A 23606-nucleotide genomic window follows, 5' to 3' on the forward strand; every position below is an offset into this window, starting at 1 on the left:
AGAAGGTAGTAGAGCCTTGTCTCTATTACCTTTTTCATTGAGTTATTTTATGGCTTGGATGTGATAAAAATGATTTCTAGTATGACAGGGTTTGGAAGATCGAAAGTAGAAAGTGATACTTTTCAAATTACAGTAGAAATGAAATCGGTGAACCACCGTTTTTTAGAGATGAGTATTCGACTTCCTAAGCAAATGATGGTATTTGAGGACAAAATTCGTAAAATAATTGCACAGCAAGTTCGACGTGGACGCATTGAAGTGTCTATTAGTATAGCAGGTGAAGGACTTGTTGAAAGAAAATTAAGTGTGAATTGGTCACTTCTTGAGCAGTACCAATCGATGATGGAAGATATAAAAGGAAAGTTTCAATTACAAGATTCTATTACACTCGAGCAATTAATGGCAATGCCAGAAGTAACAGCAATTGAAGAAATAGAAAATGTAAATGAACATTTTGAGAACAGTTTATATGAGGCTGTTCGTCAAGCTGCTCATATGTTGAAAACGATGAGAGATGACGAAGGAGAACGATTACATAAAGATATAGCGTATCGTTTACAAGAGATTAGCAATTGTGTAAATGCAATTATTCCACATGCACCAATTGTTACACAAAAATATCGTGAACGATTAGAAAATCGCTTAAAAGAATTACATAATCAAGAGTTAGATGAACAAAGATTGCTAACAGAAGTCGCAATCTTTGCAGAGCGTTGTGATATTCATGAAGAGTTAGTTCGTTTGCAAAGTCATTTAGAGCAATTTCGTGAAACATTGCAGATTGAAGAGCCTGTTGGAAGGAAAATGGATTTCATCGTGCAAGAGATGCATAGAGAAATTAATACGATTGGTTCTAAGGCAAATGACTTAACAATTTCAAAATATGTTGTAGAAATGAAAAATAACCTTGAAAAAATTCGTGAACAAGTACAAAATATTGAGTAGCTTTCAAAAAATATATAAAGTTATACGTGGTGGAGAAATCGGATAGACTTACTAGGAGGCGCAAACTATGGCCATGCGGTTTTTAAATATTGGATACGGAAATATTGTATCTGCTCATCGAATTATTGCTATTGTAAGTCCGGAGTCAGCTCCTATTAAACGAACAGTACAAGAAGCACGCGAACATAATGCTTTGCTTGATGCTACGTATGGGAGAAAAACAAGGGCGGTTATTGTTATGGATGATGGGCATGTTGTATTAAGTCCAATTCAACCAGAGACGATTGCACATCGTTTGAATAATAAAGAAGATTTAAGTGAGGAAGGGTAGGTTTTACATATTTATGAGAAGTAGAAGAGGATTGCTCATCGTTCTTTCAGGGCCTTCTGGGGTTGGAAAAGGAACGGTTCGTAAAGAGCTGTTTAGCCATGAGGATACACGTTTTCAGTACTCTATTTCAGTAACGACACGTAAGCCGCGTGAAGGTGAAGTAGATGGTGTGGATTATTTTTTTAAAGAAAGAGAAGAATTTGAGGAAATGATTCGTAATGAAAGATTACTTGAGTGGGCTGAGTTCGTAGGTAATTATTACGGAACACCAATTGACTATGTTGAAAAAACATTACAAGAAGGAAAAGATGTATTCTTAGAAATTGAAGTGCAAGGAGCAATTCAAGTTAAGAAAGCTTTCCCAGAAGGTGTATTTATTTTCTTAGCACCTCCAAGTTTATCTGAACTAAAGAGCCGTATTGTCGGACGTGGTACAGAGACTGAAGATGTTATTGAAAATCGTTTAACTGTAGCGAAAGAAGAAATCGAGATGATGGACGCTTACGACTATGTAGTAGAAAACGATCAAGTTGAATTAGCTTGTGATAGAATTAAAGCAATTGTGGTTGGCGAACATTGCCGCCGCGAAAGGGTAGCAAAATATTATAAAGAAATGACGGAGGGTCTATAATTATGTTAAATCCATCAATTGACTCATTACTACAAAAAATCGATTCTAAGTACACATTAGTAACAGTGGCTGCAAAACGCGCACGTGAAATGCAACTTGCTAATAACTGTGTTGTAGAGCAACCTGTTTCTCATAAATGTGTAGGTAAAGCATTAGAAGAAATCGATGCAGAAGCATTAAGCTACGTACCAAGTGAAGATAAAGTAGCTGAATAAGCCTTTGCCTTCGACAAAATAAAACATAGACTTTATAATTTTCTATGTAACGGTAACAACCTATTTACAAGTAGGTTGTTATTTTTTTACGAAAGGAATGAAATATTGGTACTGACGAGCTGGGAATTCTATTTCAGTATTATAAGTTTGAAAAAGAAAGAGGACGAGTCATATGCTAAAAGGGAAAAAGATACTTCTATGTGTAACAGGAGGCATTGCGGTTTTTAAAGCAGCTGCGTTAACGAGTAAATTGACACAATCTGGCGCGATTGTAAAAGTAATGATGAGTGAGTCGGCAATGAAGTTTGTTACGCCTCTTACATTCCAAGCGCTTTCTCGCCATGATGTATATACGGATACGTTTGATGAGAAAGACTCGGCTGTTATTGCTCATATTGATTTAGCAGATTGGGCGGATGTTGTACTTGTCGCACCTGCTACTGCCAATTGTATTGGAAAGTTAGCTGGTGGTATTGCAGATGATATGATTACAACTACTGTGTTAGCTACTACAGCCCCGGTATGGATTGCGCCTGCTATGAATGTGCATATGTATGAAAATAAAATTGTTCAAAAAAATATGATGACATTGAAAACGCTAGGATATACATTTATTGAGCCTGGGGAAGGCTTTTTAGCATGTGGATATGTAGCGAAGGGACGACTAGAAGAACCTGAAGCGATTATTGCACGGTTAGAGGAAGCTTTCTCAGAACACAAACCATTGCAGGGAAAAAGAATATTAATAACTGCTGGCCCAACACGTGAAAAAGTTGATCCAGTTCGTTTTATGACGAATTTTTCTTCTGGAAAAATGGGGTATGCGATTGCAGAAGTGGCGGCGAATTTAGGCGCTGATGTTATACTCGTTTCAGGACCGACAGCATTAAATCCACCGTTACATGTAACGACAGTGCAAGTGGAATCTGCACAAGATATGTTAGAAGCAGTTCTTCAACATTATCAAAACGTAGACGTTGTCATTAAAACAGCAGCAGTTGCAGATTATCGTCCGAAATATGTTCATGATAATAAAATGAAAAAGCAAAATGGTGATGCTGTCATTGAACTCGAAAGAACGGTGGATATTTTAAAAACGTTAGGTCAGAAAAAGGATAAACAGTTACTTATCGGTTTTGCTGCTGAAACGACAAATGTAGAGGAATATGCAACGAAAAAACTACGTGAGAAAAATGCAGATATGATTGTCGCGAATGATGTAAAAGCGCAAGGAGCTGGATTTGGCACGGATACGAATATTGTAACAATGTATAGAAAAGATGGAAAAGTTATTGAGTTACCACTTTTACTGAAAAAAGAGGTAGCTCGTGAAATATTAAAGCAAATTGAAATGATGTTAGAAGATGATCGTTTATGAAATTTGCAAGTGTAATTGTTGATGTACCTGCCCGTCAGACAGATCGACCATTTGATTACATTATCCCTGAAAAATGGGAAGATATTGTACAGACAGGAATGCGTGTAGTAGTTCCGTTTGGGCCAAGGAAATTACAAGGTTTTATTATTGGGATTAAAGATTCGGTGGATGTAGAAAGTAAGAAGTTAAAGACAATCCATGAAATATTAGATGTAACACCGGTTTTAAATGATGAATTATTAAAGCTTGGATATTGGCTTACAAGTGAAACGTTATGCTACATGATTTCAGCTTTTCAAGTGATGCTTCCAACTGCGATAAAAGCAACGTATAAAAAACGTCTACAAATTTGTAAGCAGGAAGAAATAGCATCTGAAATACTATATTTATTTCAGGATAAAGAAGCAATTGATTTTGAAGTAATCGAGCAGCAGCCACATTTATACCGGACTATTCAACAAGAAATTAAAAATGGTACGGTTGAAGTCGTTTATCAAGTGAAAGATAAAGTACAAAAGAAGAAGCAAAGAGTTGTTCAGCCGGAGTTGCCAGAAGATAAATTGGAATTAGCGGCATTTGAACTGAAAAGTAAAAAACAACAAGATGTACTTTATTATTTTGTGGAAAATTATAAAAGTGTACCGTTGAAAATAATTACAGAAGAGTTACAAATAACAGATGCTCCAATAAAAGCACTTGTTAAAAAGGGCTTCATTTCAGAAAATTATGTGGAAGTATACCGAAATCCGTATGACGATGATGATTTTGAACAAACGAAACCATTTCCACTTACGGAGGAACAAAAACAAGTTATTACACCGATTTTATCATCAATTACAAATGAAACTTATAATCCATTTTTACTATATGGTGTTACAGGAAGTGGAAAGACAGAAGTATATTTACAATCTATAGCAGCAGTGCTCGAGAAAGGAAAAGAAGCTATCGTTCTTGTTCCTGAAATTGCACTAACGCCCCAAATGGTGGATCGTTTTAAAGGTAGGTTTGGCTCGCAAGTTGCAGTTCTTCATAGTGCGTTGTCTGTAGGAGAAAAGTATGACGAGTGGCGTAAGATTTTAAGAAAAGAAGTGAAAGTTGTAGTTGGTGCGCGTTCAGCCGTTTTTGCGCCTTTTGAGAATTTAGGGATTATTATTATTGATGAAGAGCATGAATCAAGTTACAAACAAGAAGATAATCCGAGGTATCATGCAAGAGATGTAGCTATCTGGAGAGGGCAATATCATAAATGTCCTATCGTTCTTGGTAGTGCGACACCAACACTTGAATCGTTTGCAAGGGCGAAAAAAGGTGTTTATGAACTACTAACAATGGAAAAACGTATGAATGAACAAGCTTTACCAACGGTAGAGATTGTTGACATGCGAGAAGAACTTCGTGACGGGAATAGATCAATGTTTTCTAAGGCGCTGCATGAAAAAATAGCAGATCGATTAGAAAAGAAAGAACAGATGGTACTATTTTTAAATAGAAGAGGTCATTCTACATTTGTTATGTGCCGTGATTGTGGGTATGTTGTACAATGTCCGCATTGTGATATTTCATTGACATATCATAAAATGAATCATCGTTTAAAATGTCATTATTGTAGTTATGAAGAAAATATGCCAACTGAGTGTCCTGCTTGTCAAAGTACATACATTCGTTTCTTTGGTACAGGTACACAAAAGGTAGAAGAAGAAATTACAAAACTATTTCCAGAGGCGCGAGTCATTCGAATGGATGTAGATACGACAAGTCGAAAAGGAATGCATGAAAAATTATTAAAGGCATTTGGGGAAGAAAAAGCAGATATATTACTTGGAACACAAATGATTGCTAAAGGATTAGATTTTCCGAAAGTAACTCTTGTTGGGGTTTTAACTGCAGATACGATGCTTCACTTACCTGATTTTCGGGCAAGTGAAAAGACATATCAGTTATTGACGCAAGTAAGTGGACGAGCGGGTAGACATGAATTGCCAGGGGAAGTTGTGATTCAAACGTATACGCCAGAACATTACAGTATAGAGTTAGCAAAGAACCAACAATATGATGTGTTTTTTGACCAAGAAATGCAAATGAGGCGAACAAGACAATATCCCCCATATTACTATGTTGTACTCATAACCGTATCTCATCCAGAATTATTAAAAGCGGTGCAAGTGACGGAAAAAATTGCCTCGTATTTACGAACGCATTGCTCACAGCAAACAATGGTGTTAGGACCAGTTGCTTCAGCAATTCCAAGGATAAAAGATAGATATCGTTATCAATGCATGATAAAATACAAACGGGAACCAAACTTAAAGAACGTGCTCAAAATGGTAAATGAACATTATCAAGCAGAAATGCAAAAAGAGCTACAAATCTCAATTGATTTTAATCCAACAATGTTAATGTAGCGGAGGGAAATATGGCAGTTTTAGAAATAATAAAGCATCCAAATGAAGTGTTAGAAACACCATGTGAAAGAGTAATTAACTTTGATAAAAAGTTAGTGAAATTGTTGAAAGATATGCATGAAACAATGTTAATTGCGGACGGAGTCGGTTTAGCTGCGCCTCAAGTAGGTGTAAGCTTGCAAGTAGCGGTTGTTGATGTCGATGATGATACTGGGAAAATCGAGTTAATCAATCCATCAATATTAGAAAAACGTGGTGAACAAGTAGGTCCCGAAGGCTGTTTAAGCTTCCCGGGACTTTATGGTGAAGTAGAACGTGCCGATTATATTAAAGTAAGAGCGCAAAATCGCCGTGGGAAAGTATTTTTATTAGAAGCGGAAGGATTTTTAGCGCGTGCAATTCAACATGAAATCGATCATTTACACGGTGTTTTATTTACATCGAAAGTGACAAGATATTATGAAGAAAACGAACTAGAATAGGTGTTAAAAGGAGCGGTTTTTAAATGATAAAAGTAGTGTTTATGGGAACACCGGACTTTTCAGTGCCGGTGCTTCGTCGTCTTATTGAAGATGGCTATGAGGTAGTAGGTGTTGTGACGCAACCTGATCGTCCAGTAGGTAGAAAAAAAGTATTAACACCTACACCTGTTAAAGTTGAAGCGGAAAAACATGGTATCCCTGTGTTACAGCCGTTAAAAATTCGTGAAAAAGATGAATATGAAAAAGTATTGGCATTAGAGCCAGATTTAATTGTAACAGCTGCATTTGGTCAGATTGTACCAAATGAAATTTTAGAAGCACCGAACTATGGATGTATTAATGTCCACGCTTCTTTACTTCCTGAACTTCGTGGTGGTGCACCAATTCATTATGCAATTATGGAAGGTAAAGAAAAAACTGGTATTACAATTATGTATATGGTAGAAAAATTGGATGCTGGTGATATCTTAACGCAAGTGGAAGTGGAAATTGAAGAGCGTGAAACGACAGGCTCATTATTTGATAAATTAAGTGAAGCTGGAGCACACCTTCTATCTAAAACAGTACCTTTATTAATTCAAGGTAAGTTAGAACCGATTAAACAAAATGAAGAAGAAGTAACGTTTGCTTACAATATAAAACGTGAACAAGAGAAAATTGATTGGACAAAAACAGGTGAAGAAGTATACAATCACATTCGCGGATTGAATCCATGGCCAGTTGCTTATACAACTTTAGCAGGACAAGTTGTTAAAGTATGGTGGGGAGAAAAAGTGCCTGTAACTGAACCGGCTGAAGCAGGTACGATTGTTGCAATCGAAGAAGATGGTTTTGTTGTAGCAACTAGTAATGAAACAGGTGTTAAAATTACTGAATTGCAACCTTCTGGTAAAAAGCGTATGAGTTGTTCACAATTTTTACGTGGAACAAAACCTGAAATTGGAACGAAGTTAGGAGAAAATGCATGAGACAAAATGTTCGTGAATTAGCTCTTGATGGTTTAATTCAAGTGGAAAAAAGTGGTGCATATAGCAACTTACTTTTAAATAATCTAATTGAAAAAAGTGCAATTGATAGAAAAGATATTGGTTTATTAACTGAAATTGTATATGGAACGATTCAACGTCGTGACACATTAGATTATTATTTACAGCCTTTTTTAAAAAAGAAGGTTGAGGCGTGGGTAAGAGTATTGCTTCGCTTATCTTTATATCAAATGATTTATTTAGACCGAGTGCCAGAAAGAGCGGCTATTCATGAAGCGGTTGAGATTGCAAAGCGTCGCGGGCATAAAGGAATTGCTGGTATGGTGAACGGTGTATTACGTTCGATTCAGAGAGAAGGTGTACCTTCTGTAGATGAAATCAAGGATCCAGTAGAACGTCTTGCAATTGCGACGAGTCATCCAGTTTGGCTTGTACAAGAGTGGACTTCTGCATATGGCTTAGAAACTGCAGAGAAAATGTGCGAAGTAAACATGTTACCACCTGTACCAACAGCACGTGTGAATGTTGATAAGGTAACGGTAGAAGAAGCGATTGAGTTGTTGGCAAGTGAAGGTATAGAAGCAAAACGTGGTGACTTGTCAGATGATGCAATTCAGATTGAAAGAGGAAATGTAGCGCATACAGAAGCGTTTAAAAAAGGATTTCTTTCTATTCAAGATGAAAGTTCTATGCTTGTAGCACGCGCTTTAGAACCGAATACGGGAGATGCAGTTCTTGATAGTTGTGCTGCTCCAGGCGGAAAAACAACGCATATCGCGGAACGATTAAAGGGAACTGGTAAGGTCATGTCCCTTGATTTACATGCACACAAAGTACGTTTAATTAAACAGCAAGCAGAGCGACTTGGTCTAGAAAATGTCGAAACAAAAGCGCTAGATGCTAGAAAAGTGCAAGAGCACTTTGCAAATGAAACGTTTGATAAAATATTGGTAGATGCACCGTGTTCTGGATTTGGTGTAATTAGACGTAAGCCTGATATTAAGTTAGGAAAAGATAAAGGCGATAGTGAAAGATTATCGACGATTCAACTTGCGATACTAGAAAAAATAGCACCATTATTAAAACAAGGCGGTCGTCTTGTTTATAGTACGTGCACAATTGAGAAAATAGAAAATGAACAAGTAATAGATAAATTTTTAAAAGAACATCCTGAATTTGAATGGGATACTACGATAAAAGAACGTATGCCAGAAAAATTAAGTCCGTATATTAATGAAGGTCAAGTACAAATTTTACCGCATTATTTTGCAACGGATGGCTTTTATATTGCTTGTTTAAGGAAGAAGGTGTAGCATCATGGAAACAACTGTAAGAAAACAAAAGAAAAATGTAGAAACGAAGAAACCATCAATTTACTCTTTACAACTTCATGAAATGCAAGATTGGTTAAAGGAACAAGGAGAACCGAAGTTCCGCGCTGGACAAATTTTTGACTGGCTATATAAAAAACGTGTAAAAAATTATGAGGATATGTCAAACCTTTCTAAAGGATTGCGTGATAAATTGTCGAATTCCTTTGATATTACTACTTTAAACACGTTAGTAAAACAAACGTCTTCAGATGGAACGATTAAATTCTTATTCCAATTATATGACGGATATTCTATTGAAACGGTATTAATGCGACATGAATATGGAAATTCCATTTGTGTAACAACGCAAGTTGGTTGTCGTATTGGATGTACGTTCTGTGCTTCGACACTTGGTGGACTAAAACGAAACCTAGAAGCTGGAGAAATCGTAGCGCAAGTAGTAGAAGTTCAGCGTGCGCTTGATGAAACAGAAGAACGTGTAAGTTCTCTTGTTGTTATGGGAATTGGAGAACCATTTGATAACTACGATAATTTAATGGGATTCTTACGCATCACTAACCATGAAAAAGGACTTCATATTGGTGCTAGACATATGACTGTTTCGACGAGTGGAATTATCCCGAAAATTTATAAGTTTGCTGAAGAAGAACTACAAATTAATTTTGCGATTTCATTGCATGCTCCAAACTCAGAATTACGTTCAAAGTTAATGCCGATTAACCGTGCTTATAAATTACCGGATTTAATGGAAGCTATTAAATACTATGTAAATAGAACAGGGCGCCGTATTACTTTTGAATATGGATTATTTGGAGGAGAAAATGACCAAGTTGAGCACGCTGAAGAGCTTGCTGCGCTCTTAAAAGGTGTAAAATGTCATGTAAACTTAATCCCGGTAAACTACGTACCTGAACGTGATTATGTACGTACACCACGTGAGCAAATTTTCTTGTTCGAGAAAACGTTAAAAGATCGTGGAGTGAATGTAACGATTCGCCGTGAACAAGGTCATGATATTGACGCAGCCTGCGGTCAGTTGCGTGCGAAGGAGCGCAAAGAAGAGACGAGGTGACGAGATGAAAGCCGTATTTCTATCGGATAAAGGAAAAGTTCGTCAACATAATGAAGATAGTGCAGGAGTTTTTCACAATTTAGATGGAAATGTTTTAGCGGTAGTAGCAGATGGAATGGGAGGTCATCGAGCTGGTGATGTAGCTAGCTCGATGGCCATTCAATTATTCCATGATTATTGGAAGCAAACGCATAATATGAATGAACCGAAAAAAGTAGAACAATGGTTACATACTAGTGTTGGGATTATTAATGAGCGCATATATGAATACGCTCAGCAAAATGTAGAATGTAATGGTATGGGAACAACGCTTATAATAGCTGTTTGTACACCAAGTTTTGTGACGATAGGGCATATAGGAGATAGTCGTTGCTATATGGTATCAGAAGGAGAAATGACGCTTGTAACGGAAGATCATTCGCTTGTAAATGAGCTTGTGAGACATGGTGAAATTTCAAAGGAAGATGCAGAGTATCATCCGAAAAAGAATGTGTTATTAAGAGCGCTAGGAACAGAAGAAAAAGTTGGATTAGATGTTAAAACGTTGGTGCTTGAGGAAGATGATCAATTACTTCTTTGCTCTGATGGGTTATCAAACAAAGTTTCTATTGATGATATGCAACAAATTTTACAGTTAAATGAACAGCTTGAAGGTAAAGGGCAGCGTCTCATTCAATTGGCGAATGATCGCGGTGGAGAAGATAATATCACACTTGTTCTTATTGATTATGCGGGTTCGACAAACGAAAGTAGGTGAAGTGCAACGTGCTGATTGGAAAACGCTTAAATGACCGTTATAAGCTGCTGAAAATGATTGGTGGTGGCGGAATGGCCAATGTATATTTAGCTCATGATGATATACTTGGCCGAGATGTAGCGGTAAAAATATTAAGACTCGACTACTCAAATAACGAAGAGTTTATTAAACGTTTCCATCGAGAAGCGCAGTCTGTTACAACGTTGTCGCATCCAAATATTGTGAATATGTATGATGTCGGAGAAGAAGATGGTATATATTATCTTGTCATGGAATATGTACCCGGGCAAACATTGAAGCAATACATAATTGAGCGAGGTATGTTACCTATAGGAGAAGCTCTTGATATTATGGAGCAGTTAACATCCGCCATGGCACACGCCCATCATTTTGAAATTGTGCATCGTGATATAAAGCCGCACAATATTTTAATTCGAGCTGATGGAATAATAAAAGTAACAGATTTTGGAATTGCGACAGCTACAAGTGCAACAACAATTACACATACAAATTCAGTACTGGGCTCAGTCCATTATTTATCACCAGAACAGGCACGTGGCGGGATAGCAAATAAACAATCGGATATTTATTCTCTTGGAATAGTTATGTTTGAATTGTTAACAGGAAGACAACCGTTTTCTGGCGAATCTGCTGTTGCTATAGCTTTAAAACATTTACAAAGTGAAATCCCATCACCAAAAAGATGGAATGAAAATATTCCGCAAAGTGTTGAAAATATTATATTAAAGGCAACTGCAAAAGATCCTTTCCATCGATATCAATCTGCCAATGCGATGAAGCGAGATATTGAAACTGCGCTATATCCAGAGAGGATAAATGAGCAACCATTTTACATACCAGAAGATATGGAAGCGACGAAAGCGATTCCGATTATTCAACAAGAACAATTATTTGAAAATGTAAGTGATGAAACGATTGTTTTAAAAGGGAGTAAGGTGGAAGAACCGATAAGAGCAGAAGCAGCTGAGTTAGATAAGAAGAAAAAACGGAGTAACAAGTGGCTTAAAGTTTTAATTTCAACATTTTTATTTTTAGCAATAGGAATAACATTAGCGCTTACGGTTATTCCAGGATTATTTATTCCGAAAGATGTGAAAGTTCCTGATGTGGCTGGTATGAAATACACGACAGCTGTAAATACGTTAGTAGAAAAAGGCTTTGAGGTGACGGAGCCTAATATTGTATATACAGATGATATTGAAGTTGGGGATGTAATAAAAACGGAACCTGTAGCAGGAAGAGTCGTAAAAGAAAACGCTAAAATTACTATCTATCAATCAGGTGGAAAAAAGAAAAGTAAGATGGCGAATTTCACAGGGAAAAACTTTGAGAGTGTAAAAGCTGAGTTAGAAGAAAAATATAAACAAGTTACAGTAAATTATATTGAAAATGATAAGCCGAAAGGTGAAATTGTAGAGCAAATTCCGACGCCTGATCAAATGGTTATAGAAGCGGAGCAAGAACTGAAAATCTGGGTAAGTAAAGGTCCTTATCAAATTAGACCAGGTGACTTTTCGGGGTGGACTGAAAATAGTGTAACTGGTTATTTGAATGAGAGAAAACTAACGTCAGATATAAAACGAGAGTATTCAGATTCAGTCGAAAAAGGACTTGTAATTTCGCAATTTCCAAAACCAGGTACACCATTAAAAGAGGGAGATAAAGTAACTATTATTATCTCTGATGGTCAAAAGCCTAAAGTGACTAAAACGGTAAAAGTGGACAATATCTCTATCCCATATGAGCCTGCTGTAACAGGTGAAAAAAAGCCGCAAACAATAGAAATTTATAAAGAAGACATGCAGCAAAAAATGGATAGACCGGTTGAAACGAGAACAATTACTGAATCAACGACTATTTCTTTAGAATTTGTAATTCAAGAAGGTTCAAAGGGACACTATAAAATTGTACGAGATGGAGTAACGATTATTGATAAAGAAGTACCATATCCAACTCAATAATAGTGAAAGTCTACTTATTATTATTGCCTGTTATGCTGTCTACAAAGTGGACGGTATAGCAGGCAAAAATATATGATTCAAAAAGCTAGTAAAGTGATGCAGCTGTAATTATTTTTTTGCATTTAATGGGAAATTTAATGTATATTAGCGAAAGTATATATGGTAGGTTTTGAAATCGTTATTTGGAAAATTTAAATCCATTCATTTTTAAATTCAGCATCACCTTATACAAAAAAAGGAGAATTCTATGCCAGAAGGAAAAATTATAAAAGCTTTAAGTGGGTTTTATTACGTGCAGCATGAAGAAGGGGTTACGCAATGTCGTGGGCGAGGTGTATTTAGAAAAAATAAAATTACACCACTTGTAGGAGACCAAGTTGTTTTTCAGGCAGATAATCCAACTGAAGGTTATGTGCTTGAAGTGTTTGATCGAAAAAATGAACTTGTTAGACCTCCTATTGCTAATGTCGATCAAGCGATCCTTGTGTTCTCTGCAGTCGAACCAGATTTTAATCCTGGACTGTTAGATCGATTTTTAGTGCTGATTGAATATCATAACATTAAGCCAATTATTTGTATTAGCAAGATGGATTTAGTAGATGAAAAGATGAAAGCAACTGTTGAAGCATATGCGAATGATTATCGTGAGATGGGTTATGATGTTTTATTTACTTCTATTAATACGTCAGAAAGTATTGATATATTAAAACCATACTTAGAAAATTGTGTTTCTGTCGTTGCGGGTCAATCTGGTGTTGGGAAATCTTCAATGCTTAATGTGCTACGTCCAGAATTAGAGCTGAAAACAAATGATATATCCTCCCATTTAGGGCGCGGGAAGCATACGACAAGACACGTAGAATTAATTGCAATTGGGAGTGGACTAGTAGCAGATACACCGGGTTTTAGTTCACTAGATTTCATTGATATAGAAGTAGAAGATCTTACATATTGTTTTCCAGAGTTGAAAGAAGCGAGCCAATACTGTAAATTTAGAGGGTGTACACATCTTTCTGAACCGAAATGTGCTGTGAAAGCTGCGGTTGAAGAAGGGAAGATTACAGAATATCGCTATAAGAACTATAAACAATTCGTAGAAGAAATTAGAGAGAGAAAGCCGAGGTATTAGTTATGATTAAAATTGCACCATCGATTTTATCAGCAGATTTTTCAAAATTAGGGGAAGAGATTAAAGATGTAGAAAAGGGCGGAGCGGATTACATTCACGTTGACGTAATGGATGGACACTTCGTACCAAATATTACGATTGGACCATTAATTGTAGAAGCTATCCGTCCAATTACATCATTACCATTAGATGTACATTTAATGATTGAAAATCCTGATAACTATATCCCGACTTTCGCACAAGCGGGAGCGGATATTATTACTGTTCACGTAGAGGCGTGTCCACATCTGCATCGTACAATTCAGTTAATTAAATCTCACGGTATTAAAGCGGGCGTTGTATTAAATCCACATACGCCAGTTTCAGTGATTGAGCATGTATTAGAAGATATAGATATGGTACTACTTATGACAGTAAACCCTGGATTTGGTGGACAGAAGTTTATCCATTCTGTATTACCGAAAATTAAACAAGTTGCAGACATGGTGAAAGAGCGCAATCTAGAAGTAGAAATTGAAGTTGATGGTGGTGTAAATGCTGAAACAGCAAGACTTTGTGTGGAAGCAGGAGCAAATGTACTTGTAGCTGGATCAGCAGTATACAATCAAAAAGACCGCGGTGAAGCAATTCGCGTAATTCGTGGGTAGTGATGAACTTTTATCCTAGTAAGGTATTCATAGGATAGGGTAAAAATATGTAAAAAGGCAATCTACCGAATGGCAGATTGCCTTTTTACAATGGAAGGGGAAGAAAAAATGATTATTCATATTTTAGCAGGAGGACCTTCGGAATATTGCGCAGATTTTGCTCGATATGAGAATGAGGAAGTAGTGTGGGCTGCGGTTGATAGGGGAGTATACCGTCTATTAAAGAAAGGGATTACCCCGGCTGTTGCGTTTGGAGATTACGATTCAGTTACTGAAGAAGAATTAGTATGGATGGGACAGCAAACGAACGAATTACATATTGTTCCGCGGGAAAAAAATCAAACGGATTTAGAAATTGCAATCAACTGGGCATTAGGACAGAAGCCGGCACTAATTCGTATTTTTGGTGCTACCGGTGGAAGACTTGATCACGGTTTGGCAAATATACAAATGCTTTTAAAAGGGTTAGAAGTAGAGATAGAAATGTGTATTGTGGACAATAAAAATGAAATAACAGTTAAAAAAGTGGGTACACATATAATTGAAGAAAATAAAAATTTTCCTTATGTATCTTTTGTACCAGTTACTGAAATAGTGGAAGGGATTACATTGTTTGGTTTTAAGTACCCTCTTACTAATAAAACAATAGAGTGGGGATCAACACTTTGTATTAGTAACGAACTCGTTGAGGAAAAAGGTACTTTTTCATTTACTTCTGGCATATTAATGTTGATAAGAAGCACTGATTGAAGAAACAATTTTGCTCCTTACATCATATAGTGACCAAGTGGAGTAATGGGGATTAGGAGGGAAACCATGAGATTTTATACAATTAAGTTACCTAAATTTCTTGGTGGAATTGTTCGTGCAATGTTAAATACCTTCAAAAAAGATTAAAAAAAGCACCTATCACCGGTGCTTTTTCCATTGTTATAGTAAAAAAAGAGCCTATCGGCTCTTTTTTTTATTATTAAACACGTTCGATTTTGCCAGATTTTAATGCTCTAGCAGAAACGTAAACACGTTGAACTTTTCCGTCGATGCGTACGCGAACTTTTTGAAGGTTAGCGCCCCACTTACGTTTTGTAGCGTTCATTGCGTGAGAACGAGAGTTACCAGAACGAGCTTTTCTTCCAGTAATAGCACAAACACGAGCCATTTATATTTCCCTCCCTTGATACCTTACCATACGTAATTTTTCAATGTTAGTCTTTTATGCGATGCTAAAAACACTACTATAATTTAACACAACTAAAAAGAGAATGCAACACCGTAGAAAAAAGAAATCAAGAAAATTTACTTGACACTATATGTCAATGAAGAAAAGTTAAAATCCATAAAAATTGCTTGACATATTATAGTGGTACATGTTGTATAATAACAATGGACTATTTTGCTCATCATAAAAAAGTGTAATTTAAAACATAAAATATGAGAGTGAAAAGAAAGAACGATGGAATTTTCTTTAAAAAGATTATATGATAGTAACTAAAGTAGTCTAGCTCACTTTCACCATTTATGAAGGGGGAAACGAGATGTCAATTGAAATTAAAACGAAGTACGGTCAAATTGATATTAGTACAGATGTAATTGCAACAATTGCTGGAGGTGCCGCGGTAGATTGCTACGGTATCGTAGGTATGGCATCAAAAAATCAGTTAAAAGATGGATTAACAGACATTTTACGAAAAGAAAACTTCACTAGAGGTGTTATTGTTCGTAAAGATGAAGATGAAGTACATATTGATATGTATATTATTGTGAGCTATGGTACGAAAATTTCAGAAGTGGCACATAATGTGCAGACGAAAGTGAAATATACATTAGATCAAACTGTAGGACTAGCAGTAGATTCTGTAAACATCTACGTACAAGGAGTTAAAGTAATAAACTTGTAATGTGCATTAAGGAGGAAAATCTGTGTCAATTCAAAAAATTGATGGAAAACGTTTATCACAAATGATCATGCAAGGAGCGAATAATTTAACAAATAATGTTCAGCTTGTTGATGCATTAAACGTATTTCCAGTTCCAGATGGCGATACCGGTACAAACATGAACTTATCTATGACTTCAGGTGCGCGTGAAGTGAAAGCAAATCCTTCACAGCATGCTGGTAAAGTCGGCGTAAGTTTAGCCAAAGGATTATTAATGGGAGCTCGTGGTAACTCTGGAGTTATTCTATCTCAGTTGTTCCGTGGTTTCTCTAAATCCATTGAACAAAAAGAAGAATTAACAACAGTTGATTTTGCTGCAGCACTAGAAGCTGGAGTAGAGGCGGCTTATAAAGCGGTTATGAAACCGATTGAAGGAACGATTTTAACGGTTGCAAGAGAAACGGGTAAATATGCAGTAACAGTTGCGAAAAAACAGCGCGACTTTGTTTTGTTTATGGAAGACGTTGTGAAAGAAGCAAACGCATCGTTAAATCGTACGCCAGATTTATTACCTGTATTAAAACAAGTTGGCGTTGTAGATAGCGGTGGTAAAGGTCTTGTAGTAGTATACGAAGGATTTTTAGCTGACTTAAAAGGAGAAACGATTTCTTCTGATGCACCGACGCAAACATCTATGAATGAGATGGTACGCGCAGAACATCACCGTAGTGTACAAAGCCAATTGAGTACAGAAGATATTAAGTATGGATATTGTACGGAGTTTATGGTGAAATTAGAGGCTGAAAAGGTGAAAGAGCATAATTTCTCTGAACAAAAATTCCGTGAAGATATTAGTGTATATGGTGATTCTCTACTAGTTGTGTCTGATGATGAAATTGTAAAAGTTCATATCCACGCAGAACATCCTGGAGACGCTATGAACTACGGGCAAAAATACGGTAGTTTAATTAAGATTAAAGTAGAAAATATGCGTGAACAGCATACTGCTTTATTAGATGAACCTGCTATGGTTCCTGAACAACCAGCTCAATCGAAAGAAAAACAACCATATGGTATCGTAACTGTGGCAATGGGGTCTGGTATTAAAACTTTATTTGAGAGCATCGGCGCAACGAAAGTTATCGAAGGTGGTCAAACGATGAATCCAAGTACGGAGGATATCGTGAAGGCAATTGAAGAAGCGAATGCTGAAAAAATCATTATTTTACCGAATAACGGAAATATTGTAATGGCAGCAGAACAAGCGGCATCAGTTGTAGATCAAGAAGTTATTGTTGTTCGTTCGAAAACAGTTCCTCAAGGTATGGCAGCAATGTTAGCATTTAACCCAGTTGGAACGTTAGAAGAGAATGAAGAAAACATGCAAGAAGCTTTATCTCATGTGAAAACAGGTCAAATTACGTATGCTGTACGTGATACGGAAATTGATGGTGTAGCAATTCAAAAAGATGACTTCATGTGTATTGCAGATGGAAAAATTGTATCTACAAATGCTGAAAAAGTAGGAGCTGCGAAGCAATTACTAGAAGCGCTTATTGATGAAGATTCTGAAATCGTAACGATTCTACAAGGTGAAGATGCAACTGACGAAGAAGTAGCGGAGTTAGTTGAATTTGTAGAAGAGAAATTTGAAGATGCAGAAGTAGAAGTGCATGCTGGAAACCAACCAGTGTATTCTTTCATCTTCTCTGTAGAATAAGATAAGATTCGTTTTGAAAATAAATGGATTACTTACTTGCTAATGGATAAGAAGTAGTAATATGAAGTTTATTACTAGTTTTTATTCAAAAGGCTAGCATATTGAAGAGAGAAAAGAGCCTTGCTGCTAATAGTGAGGCTCTTTTTTACTTGTTTTATATAAGGGATTTGAGTAGTTTCTCTTAGAATGCCTATGATAGAATATATAAGGTGAAAGAGAGCGATTACAGATGCTAATTGGTACTCAAATAAAATGCAATAAAGAAAATAATGTGACGGGGTGTGAGAATCTTGAATGATGTTGTACAAGTTCCTGTTACGGATGTAAAGGGGATCGGAGGAGAAACATCTGAGTTACTACATGAGATGGGGATTTATACAGTTTCTCATCTATTAGAACATTTTCCGTACCGTTATGAAGATTATGCGATGAAAGATCTTGCTGAAGTAAAGCATGATGAACGTGTAACGGTTGAAGGGAAGGTCCATAGTGCTCCTTTGCTGCAATATTATGGTAAGAAGAAATCGCGTCTAACAGTTCGTGTTCTCGTCGGTCGTTATTTAATTACGGCGGTATGTTTTAATAGGCCTTACTATAAGCAAAAATTAACGTTAGATGAAACGGTAACGATTACTGGTAAATGGGATCAACATCGTCAAACAATTGCTGTATCAGAACTTCATTTTGGGCCAGTTGTACGTCAACAAGAAGTGGAGCCTGTTTACTCAGTAAAGGGGAAACTTACAGTAAAACAGATGCGTCGTTTTATTGCTCAAGCGTTAAAGGAATATGGAGATTCTATAGTCGAAGTGTTACCGGATGGTTTGTTAGGCCGGTATAAATTATTACCAAGATATGAAGCACTTAAGGCTTTGCATTTTCCGGTAGGACAGGAGGATTTAAAGCAAGCGCGTCGCCGTTTTGTATATGAGGAATTTTTCTTATTTCAGCTGAAAATGCAAACACTGAGGAAAATGGAGAGGGAAAATTCAAAAGGGACGAAGAAAGAGATTCCGTCAGTAGAATTACAAGAATTTATCGATGCATTGCCGTTCCCGTTAACTGGTGCGCAGCGCCGAGTTGTAGATGAAATTTTAAAAGATATGACATCTCCTTATCGGATGAACCGACTATTACAAGGTGACGTTGGTTCTGGGAAAACAGTTGTTGCTGCGATTGGCCTTTATGCATCGAAATTAGCTCATTATCAAGGTGCTTTAATGGTTCCTACAGAAATTTTAGCTGAGCAACATTATCAGTCGCTTGCTGAAACGTTTTCGCATTTTGGTATGAAGGTGGAACTGCTAACAAGTTCTGTTAAAGGTGCAAGACGCCGAGAAATTTTAGCGAAGTTAGAACAAGGAGAAATAGATATTCTTGTTGGAACGCACGCTTTAATTCAAGATGAAGTTATATTTCATAGGTTGGGTCTCGTTATTACAGATGAACAGCATCGATTTGGTGTAGCGCAGCGCCGAGTTTTACGGGAGAAAGGTGAAAGTCCAGATGTATTATTTATGACAGCGACACCAATTCCGCGTACGCTTGCAATTACTGCATTTGGAGAGATGGATGTTTCGATAATCGATGAGATGCCAGCAGGTAGAAAGGTGATTGAAACATACTGGGCAAAACATGATATGTTAGATCGCGTCCTCGGTTTTGTTGAGAAGGAAATAAAAAAAGGAAGACAGGCATACGTTATTTGTCCTCTAATTGAAGAATCTGAGAAACTTGATGTGCAAAATGCTATCGACTTACATAGTATGCTGACGCATCATTACCAAGGGAAATGCCAAGTTGGATTGATGCATGGGAGATTATCGTCTCAGGAAAAAGAAGAGATAATGGGTCAGTTTAGTGAAAATAAAGTGCAAATTCTTGTATCGACAACAGTTGTTGAGGTGGGTGTGAACGTACCAAATGCGACTGTGATGGTTATTTATGATGCAGAACGTTTCGGTTTATCGCAGCTTCATCAGCTTAGAGGGCGTGTCGGGCGTGGTAGTGAACAATCATATTGTTTATTAATAGCAGACCCTAAATCAGAAACAGGAAAAGAAAGAATGCGCATAATGACTGAAACAAATGATGGATTTGTATTGTCAGAAAAAGATTTAGAATTACGAGGTCCTGGAGATTTCTTTGGGAGTAAGCAAAGTGGCTTACCAGAATTTAAGGTTGCTGACATGGTACACGATTATCGAGCGTTAGAAACAGCAAGGCAAGATGCGGCGATACTAGTAGATTCAGAAGCATTTTGGCACAATGATCAGTACGCTGCCTTGCGTACGTATCTTGATGGGACAGGTGTGTTCCAAGGAGAGAAGCTCGATTAAAGGGAGTCAACAAAAATTTTTGTTGCATTCTACTTTTAATGATTATATACTACTGTTAGTACCTAGTCATAAAAATGGATGGTGCGGTATGAAGAAAAGAAGAAGTAAAAAAGAAAGACAAGAATTATTACAACAAACAATCGAATCAAATCCTTTTATTACGGATGAAGATTTAGCGGAAAAATTTCAAGTGAGTATACAAACAGTACGACTGGATCGTATGGAATTGTCTATTCCTGAATTAAGAGAGAGAATTAAACATGTAGCGACAAAGCAACATGAAGAAGATGTGAAATCTTTACCGTTAGAAGAGGTTGTCGGAGAAATTATTGATATTGAATTAGATAGACATGCAATCTCTATCTTTGAAGTAAAGGTAGAACATGTATTTAAAAGAAATCAAATTGCCCGTGGGCATCATCTGTTTGCGCAAGCAAACTCACTAGCTGTTGCGGTTATTGATGAAGAATTAGCTTTAACTGCAAAGTCTACCATTCGATACATTCGCCCTGTAAAATTAGGAGAGCGTGTTGTTGCAAAAGCGCGTGTTGAAGACGTAGAGAATGATAAGGGACGGACGGTTGTCAAAGTGCGTAGCTTCGTTGGAGAAGAACTTGTTTTTACAGGCACTTTTGAAATGTATCGATCTAGTAATTATAGTGAGGAAGGTAACAACTTATGAAAATCGCAATAGATGCAATGGGCGGAGATCACGCTCCAAAGGCTGTAGTATTAGGGGCAATGAAAGCTATTAAGGAATATTCTGATCTACATATTACGTTAGTAGGGAAAGAAGAGGAAATTCGTCAATATTTAACGAGTGATGAACGAATTACTATTCTTCATACAGACGAAAAAATAGAATCGACGGAGGAACCAGTAAGAGCGGTTCGTCGAAAAAAACAAGCTTCAATGGTACTTGCGGCACAGCAAGTAAAGGATGGAGAAGCAGACGCTTGTATATCCGCAGGTAGTACAGGAGCTTTAATGGCAGCTGGATTATTTGTTGTCGGTCGTATGGAAGGAATTGAGCGACCAGCTTTATCGCCTACAATGCCAACTGTAGATGGAAAAGGTTTTGTTATGTTAGATGTTGGAGCAAATGTTGATGCAAAACCAATTCATTTATATCAATATGCAGTAATGGGATCTGTTTATGCTGAGAAGGTAAGAGGAATTGAAAATCCTCGTGTTGGACTATTAAACGTTGGAACAGAGGATGGAAAAGGAAACGAGCTTTCAAAGCAAGTATTTGCAATACTTAAGGATGCGCCAATTAATTTCGTTGGGAACGTTGAATCGAGAGATTTATTGCAAGGTGTAGCAGATGTTGTTGTATGTGATGGTTTTACAGGGAATGTAGCGTTGAAATCATTAGAAGGAACAGCACTTGCGCTATTCTCTATGTTGAAAGAACAACTAATGAGTTCGTTTACGAGCAAATTAGCAGCGGCGGTATTAAAGCCAAAACTTATGGTATTAAAAGATAAAATGGATTATTCGGAGTATGGGGGAGCTGCATTATTTGGATTGAAAGCACCTGTCATTAAGGCTCACGGTTCTTCTAATGACCAGTCGATATTTAGTGCGATTCGTCAAACGAGAGAAATGGTAGCGAAAGAAGTAATTCCTACAATTTCAAGCGTAATGGAGGAAGAGTCACTCCAATAAGAGGAGGATTTGAAATGGGAAAAATAGCATTTCTTTTTCCGGGCCAAGGTTCACAGGCAGTTGGAATGGGTAAACAATTAGCAGAGAATAATAAAGAGGTTGCAAAAGTGTTTGCAAAAGCAGATGAGGTGTTACAAGATTCACTTTCAGAAGTGATTTTTGAAGGACCGCAGGAAAAGCTTACATTAACAACAAATGCTCAGCCTGCATTATTAACAACGAGTTTTGCTATTTTGACAGCTTTGAAAGAGTATGACATTACACCTGACTTTGTCGCTGGTCATAGTTTAGGTGAATATAGCGCTCTTGTAGCAGCTGGTGCATTAACTTTTGAAGATGCGGTATATGCTGTAAGGAAACGCGGGGAATATATGGAAGAAGCTGTTCCGGGCGGGGAAGGTGCAATGGCAGCTATATTAGGTGCTGACCCACATATGCTGAAACAAGTTACAGAAGAAGTAACAAGTGAAGGATATGCAGTGCAAATCGCTAATATGAATAGTACGAAGCAAATTGTAATTTCTGGAACGAAGCAAGGCGTAGAGCTTGCTTCTCAAAGAGCGAAAGAAAATGGTGCAAAGAGAGCAATTCCACTAAAAGTAAGTGGGCCATTCCATTCTTCACTTATGAAGCCGGCAGCTGAGAAGTTCCAAAGTGTTTTGAATGAAATTACAATTCATGATACGAATATTCCTGTTATTGCAAATGTTACGGCGGATGTTATTACACGTGGTGCCGACATTCAAGAAAAGTTAATCGAACAGCTTTATTCGCCTGTATTATGGTACCCGTCTATTGAATGTATGGTGAAGCAGGGAGTAGATACATTTATTGAAATTGGGCCTGGAAAAGTACTTGCTGGACTTATGAAGTCAATTGATTCATCAGTGAAAGCATATGCGATATATGATGAAGAGACATTAAAAGATACCATTTCAAATTTGAGAGGAGAAAACTGATGTTAAAAGGGAAGGTAGCATTAGTAACTGGCGCTTCACGTGGAATTGGTCGCGCGATTGCGATCGATTTAGCGAAACAAGGGGCAAATGTAGTAGTAAATTATGCAGGTAATGAACAAAAAGCAAATGAAGTAGTAGATGAAATTAAGAAATTAGGTTCTGATGCAATTGCGGTAAAAGCAGATGTTGCAAATGCTGATGATGTTACAAATATGGTGAAACAAACAGTAGACACATTTGGACAAGTTGATATTCTTGTAAATAATGCTGGTGTAACAAAAGATAATTTATTAATGCGTATGAAAGAAGAAGAATGGGATACAGTTATTAATACAAACTTAAAAGGTGTATTCTTATGTACAAAAGCAGTATCTCGTTATATGATGCGTCAACGTCACGGTAGAATTATAAATATCGCTTCTGTTGTGGGTGTTATAGGAAACCCAGGGCAAGCTAATTATGTTGCTGCTAAAGCGGGTGTTATTGGATTAACAAAAACATCTGCAAAAGAGTTAGCAAGTCGAAATATTACTGTGAATGCAATTGCGCCAGGCTTTATTGCGACTGATATGACTGATGTACTAGATGAGAATATTAAAGCCGAAATGTTAAAAGTTATTCCAGCTGCTCAATTTGGTGAAGCGCAAGATATCGCGAATGCTGTAACGTTTTTTGCTTCTGATCAAAGCAAATATGTTACAGGTCAAACGTTAAATGTTGATGGCGGTATGGTAATGTAATAAAAGAAT

General features: G+C 37.0%; 24 protein-coding genes. 23 read left to right on the forward strand and 1 reads right to left on the reverse strand.

What is annotated here, in order from left to right; translation table 11 throughout:
* The first annotated feature begins 69 nt into the window (after nucleotides 1-69).
* The 16 genes from AC1Q8L_RS13190 to spoVM all read left to right on the forward strand — a co-directional run bounded on the left by AC1Q8L_RS13190 (nucleotide 70) and on the right by spoVM (nucleotide 15188).
* Nucleotides 70-945 (forward strand): YicC/YloC family endoribonuclease, encoded by an 876-nt coding sequence (locus tag AC1Q8L_RS13190; RefSeq protein WP_000625865.1) that lies wholly within the window; start codon nucleotides 70-72, stop codon nucleotides 943-945.
* Between the two features lie 67 nt (nucleotides 946-1012).
* Nucleotides 1013-1276, forward strand: coding sequence for an extracellular matrix/biofilm regulator RemA (gene remA, locus AC1Q8L_RS13195; RefSeq protein ID WP_001251456.1), 264 nt, complete (start codon nucleotides 1013-1015; stop codon nucleotides 1274-1276).
* Between the two features lie 13 nt (nucleotides 1277-1289).
* On the forward strand, nucleotides 1290-1907 hold the full coding sequence (gene gmk / locus AC1Q8L_RS13200; RefSeq protein ID WP_001257742.1) for a guanylate kinase: 618 nt from the start codon (nucleotides 1290-1292) through the stop codon (nucleotides 1905-1907).
* Nucleotides 1908-1909: 2 nt separating this feature from the next.
* Entirely contained in the window at nucleotides 1910-2122 is a 213-nt protein-coding gene (rpoZ, locus tag AC1Q8L_RS13205; protein ID WP_000933961.1) for a DNA-directed RNA polymerase subunit omega, read from the forward strand.
* 172 nt (nucleotides 2123-2294) lie between these two features.
* Entirely contained in the window at nucleotides 2295-3500 is a 1206-nt protein-coding gene (gene coaBC, locus AC1Q8L_RS13210; protein WP_492339441.1) for a bifunctional phosphopantothenoylcysteine decarboxylase/phosphopantothenate--cysteine ligase CoaBC, read from the forward strand.
* Nucleotides 3497-5902, forward strand: coding sequence for a primosomal protein N' (gene priA / locus AC1Q8L_RS13215; RefSeq protein WP_000666697.1), 2406 nt, complete (start codon nucleotides 3497-3499; stop codon nucleotides 5900-5902). The genes coaBC and priA overlap by 4 nt, the downstream gene beginning before the upstream one ends.
* A gap of 11 nt (nucleotides 5903-5913) precedes the next feature.
* On the forward strand, nucleotides 5914-6384 hold the full coding sequence (gene def, locus AC1Q8L_RS13220) for a peptide deformylase (RefSeq protein WP_000279455.1): 471 nt from the start codon (nucleotides 5914-5916) through the stop codon (nucleotides 6382-6384).
* Nucleotides 6385-6407: 23 nt separating this feature from the next.
* Nucleotides 6408-7352: a methionyl-tRNA formyltransferase gene (gene fmt, locus AC1Q8L_RS13225; RefSeq protein ID WP_000598809.1), complete on the forward strand. Its 945-nt coding sequence runs from the start codon at nucleotides 6408-6410 to the stop codon at nucleotides 7350-7352.
* Nucleotides 7349-8683 carry a 16S rRNA (cytosine(967)-C(5))-methyltransferase RsmB gene (rsmB, locus tag AC1Q8L_RS13230; protein WP_001249664.1) on the forward strand — a complete coding sequence of 445 codons (1335 nt, stop codon included), beginning with the start codon at nucleotides 7349-7351 and terminating at the stop codon, nucleotides 8681-8683. The genes fmt and rsmB overlap by 4 nt, the downstream gene beginning before the upstream one ends.
* Nucleotides 8684-8687: 4 nt before the next feature.
* The gene (rlmN, locus tag AC1Q8L_RS13235) at nucleotides 8688-9776 is read left to right on the forward strand and encodes a dual-specificity RNA methyltransferase RlmN (protein WP_000450550.1); all 1089 of its coding nucleotides are present in this window, start codon (nucleotides 8688-8690) and stop codon (nucleotides 9774-9776) included.
* Between the two features lie 4 nt (nucleotides 9777-9780).
* On the forward strand, nucleotides 9781-10533 hold the full coding sequence (locus tag AC1Q8L_RS13240; protein ID WP_000648708.1) for a Stp1/IreP family PP2C-type Ser/Thr phosphatase: 753 nt from the start codon (nucleotides 9781-9783) through the stop codon (nucleotides 10531-10533).
* Between the two features lie 8 nt (nucleotides 10534-10541).
* A complete protein-coding gene (gene pknB, locus AC1Q8L_RS13245; protein ID WP_000904745.1) occupies nucleotides 10542-12515 on the forward strand; it encodes a Stk1 family PASTA domain-containing Ser/Thr kinase in 1974 nt (657 codons plus the stop codon).
* Nucleotides 12516-12762: 247 nt separating this feature from the next.
* Entirely contained in the window at nucleotides 12763-13644 is an 882-nt protein-coding gene (rsgA, locus tag AC1Q8L_RS13250) for a ribosome small subunit-dependent GTPase A (protein ID WP_001113932.1), read from the forward strand.
* 2 nt (nucleotides 13645-13646) lie between these two features.
* Entirely contained in the window at nucleotides 13647-14291 is a 645-nt protein-coding gene (gene rpe / locus AC1Q8L_RS13255) for a ribulose-phosphate 3-epimerase (RefSeq protein WP_000589974.1), read from the forward strand.
* A 69-nt stretch (nucleotides 14292-14360) separates the two neighbouring features.
* Complete coding sequence (locus tag AC1Q8L_RS13260; protein ID WP_002094119.1) at nucleotides 14361-15041, forward strand: thiamine diphosphokinase; 681 nt, start codon at nucleotides 14361-14363, stop codon at nucleotides 15039-15041.
* Nucleotides 15042-15107: 66 nt separating this feature from the next.
* Nucleotides 15108-15188, forward strand: coding sequence for a stage V sporulation protein SpoVM (gene spoVM, locus AC1Q8L_RS13265; protein ID WP_001213599.1), 81 nt, complete (start codon nucleotides 15108-15110; stop codon nucleotides 15186-15188).
* Nucleotides 15189-15261: 73 nt separating this feature from the next.
* Here spoVM and rpmB read toward each other — a convergent pair whose 3' ends face one another.
* Entirely contained in the window at nucleotides 15262-15450 is a 189-nt protein-coding gene (rpmB, locus tag AC1Q8L_RS13270; protein ID WP_000124776.1) for a 50S ribosomal protein L28, read from the reverse strand.
* Between the two features lie 376 nt (nucleotides 15451-15826).
* Between rpmB and AC1Q8L_RS13275 the strand changes: the two genes are divergently transcribed.
* The 7 genes from AC1Q8L_RS13275 to fabG all read left to right on the forward strand — a co-directional run bounded on the left by AC1Q8L_RS13275 (nucleotide 15827) and on the right by fabG (nucleotide 23597).
* On the forward strand, nucleotides 15827-16189 hold the full coding sequence (locus AC1Q8L_RS13275) for an Asp23/Gls24 family envelope stress response protein (RefSeq protein WP_000021109.1): 363 nt from the start codon (nucleotides 15827-15829) through the stop codon (nucleotides 16187-16189).
* Between the two features lie 22 nt (nucleotides 16190-16211).
* Nucleotides 16212-17888, forward strand: a complete 1677-nt coding sequence (locus AC1Q8L_RS13280) for a DAK2 domain-containing protein (RefSeq protein WP_000027131.1) — start codon at nucleotides 16212-16214, stop codon at nucleotides 17886-17888.
* A 290-nt stretch (nucleotides 17889-18178) separates the two neighbouring features.
* Nucleotides 18179-20227, forward strand: a complete 2049-nt coding sequence (gene recG / locus AC1Q8L_RS13285; RefSeq protein ID WP_001000823.1) for an ATP-dependent DNA helicase RecG — start codon at nucleotides 18179-18181, stop codon at nucleotides 20225-20227.
* Nucleotides 20228-20315: 88 nt separating this feature from the next.
* Nucleotides 20316-20909, forward strand: a complete 594-nt coding sequence (gene fapR, locus AC1Q8L_RS13290) for a transcription factor FapR (protein WP_000747349.1) — start codon at nucleotides 20316-20318, stop codon at nucleotides 20907-20909.
* Nucleotides 20906-21898 (forward strand): phosphate acyltransferase PlsX, encoded by a 993-nt coding sequence (plsX, locus tag AC1Q8L_RS13295; RefSeq protein ID WP_000684097.1) that lies wholly within the window; start codon nucleotides 20906-20908, stop codon nucleotides 21896-21898. The genes fapR and plsX overlap by 4 nt, the downstream gene beginning before the upstream one ends.
* A gap of 14 nt (nucleotides 21899-21912) precedes the next feature.
* Nucleotides 21913-22857, forward strand: a complete 945-nt coding sequence (gene fabD / locus AC1Q8L_RS13300) for an ACP S-malonyltransferase (RefSeq protein ID WP_000515902.1) — start codon at nucleotides 21913-21915, stop codon at nucleotides 22855-22857.
* Complete coding sequence (gene fabG / locus AC1Q8L_RS13305) at nucleotides 22857-23597, forward strand: 3-oxoacyl-[acyl-carrier-protein] reductase (protein WP_000911769.1); 741 nt, start codon at nucleotides 22857-22859, stop codon at nucleotides 23595-23597. Before fabD ends, fabG begins: the two co-directional genes overlap by 1 nt.
* Nucleotides 23598-23606: the final 9 nt, after the last annotated feature.

The organism is Bacillus sp. GW823-FHT06A11 (assembly GCF_058795355.1).

Bases quoted from the DNA above. Each gene is read 5' to 3' on its own strand.
- AC1Q8L_RS13190 (WP_000625865.1), top strand. From the start codon at position 70: ATGATTTCTAGTATGACAGGGTTTGGAAGATCGAAAGTAGAAAGTGAT.
- remA (WP_001251456.1), top strand. From the start codon at position 1,013: ATGGCCATGCGGTTTTTAAATATTGGATACGGAAATATTGTATCTGCT.
- gmk (WP_001257742.1), top strand. From the start codon at position 1,290: ATGAGAAGTAGAAGAGGATTGCTCATCGTTCTTTCAGGGCCTTCTGGG.
- rpoZ (WP_000933961.1), top strand. From the start codon at position 1,910: ATGTTAAATCCATCAATTGACTCATTACTACAAAAAATCGATTCTAAG.
- coaBC (WP_492339441.1), top strand. From the start codon at position 2,295: ATGCTAAAAGGGAAAAAGATACTTCTATGTGTAACAGGAGGCATTGCG.
- priA (WP_000666697.1), top strand. From the start codon at position 3,497: ATGAAATTTGCAAGTGTAATTGTTGATGTACCTGCCCGTCAGACAGAT.
- def (WP_000279455.1), top strand. From the start codon at position 5,914: ATGGCAGTTTTAGAAATAATAAAGCATCCAAATGAAGTGTTAGAAACA.
- fmt (WP_000598809.1), top strand. From the start codon at position 6,408: ATGATAAAAGTAGTGTTTATGGGAACACCGGACTTTTCAGTGCCGGTG.
- rsmB (WP_001249664.1), top strand. From the start codon at position 7,349: ATGAGACAAAATGTTCGTGAATTAGCTCTTGATGGTTTAATTCAAGTG.
- rlmN (WP_000450550.1), top strand. From the start codon at position 8,688: ATGGAAACAACTGTAAGAAAACAAAAGAAAAATGTAGAAACGAAGAAA.
- AC1Q8L_RS13240 (WP_000648708.1), top strand. From the start codon at position 9,781: ATGAAAGCCGTATTTCTATCGGATAAAGGAAAAGTTCGTCAACATAAT.
- rsgA (WP_001113932.1), top strand. From the start codon at position 12,763: ATGCCAGAAGGAAAAATTATAAAAGCTTTAAGTGGGTTTTATTACGTG.
- rpe (WP_000589974.1), top strand. From the start codon at position 13,647: ATGATTAAAATTGCACCATCGATTTTATCAGCAGATTTTTCAAAATTA.
- AC1Q8L_RS13260 (WP_002094119.1), top strand. From the start codon at position 14,361: ATGGCAGATTGCCTTTTTACAATGGAAGGGGAAGAAAAAATGATTATT.
- spoVM (WP_001213599.1), top strand. From the start codon at position 15,108: ATGAGATTTTATACAATTAAGTTACCTAAATTTCTTGGTGGAATTGTT.
- rpmB (WP_000124776.1), bottom strand. From the start codon at position 15,450: ATGGCTCGTGTTTGTGCTATTACTGGAAGAAAAGCTCGTTCTGGTAAC.
- AC1Q8L_RS13275 (WP_000021109.1), top strand. From the start codon at position 15,827: ATGTCAATTGAAATTAAAACGAAGTACGGTCAAATTGATATTAGTACA.
- fapR (WP_000747349.1), top strand. From the start codon at position 20,316: ATGAAGAAAAGAAGAAGTAAAAAAGAAAGACAAGAATTATTACAACAA.
- plsX (WP_000684097.1), top strand. From the start codon at position 20,906: ATGAAAATCGCAATAGATGCAATGGGCGGAGATCACGCTCCAAAGGCT.
- fabD (WP_000515902.1), top strand. From the start codon at position 21,913: ATGGGAAAAATAGCATTTCTTTTTCCGGGCCAAGGTTCACAGGCAGTT.
- fabG (WP_000911769.1), top strand. From the start codon at position 22,857: ATGTTAAAAGGGAAGGTAGCATTAGTAACTGGCGCTTCACGTGGAATT.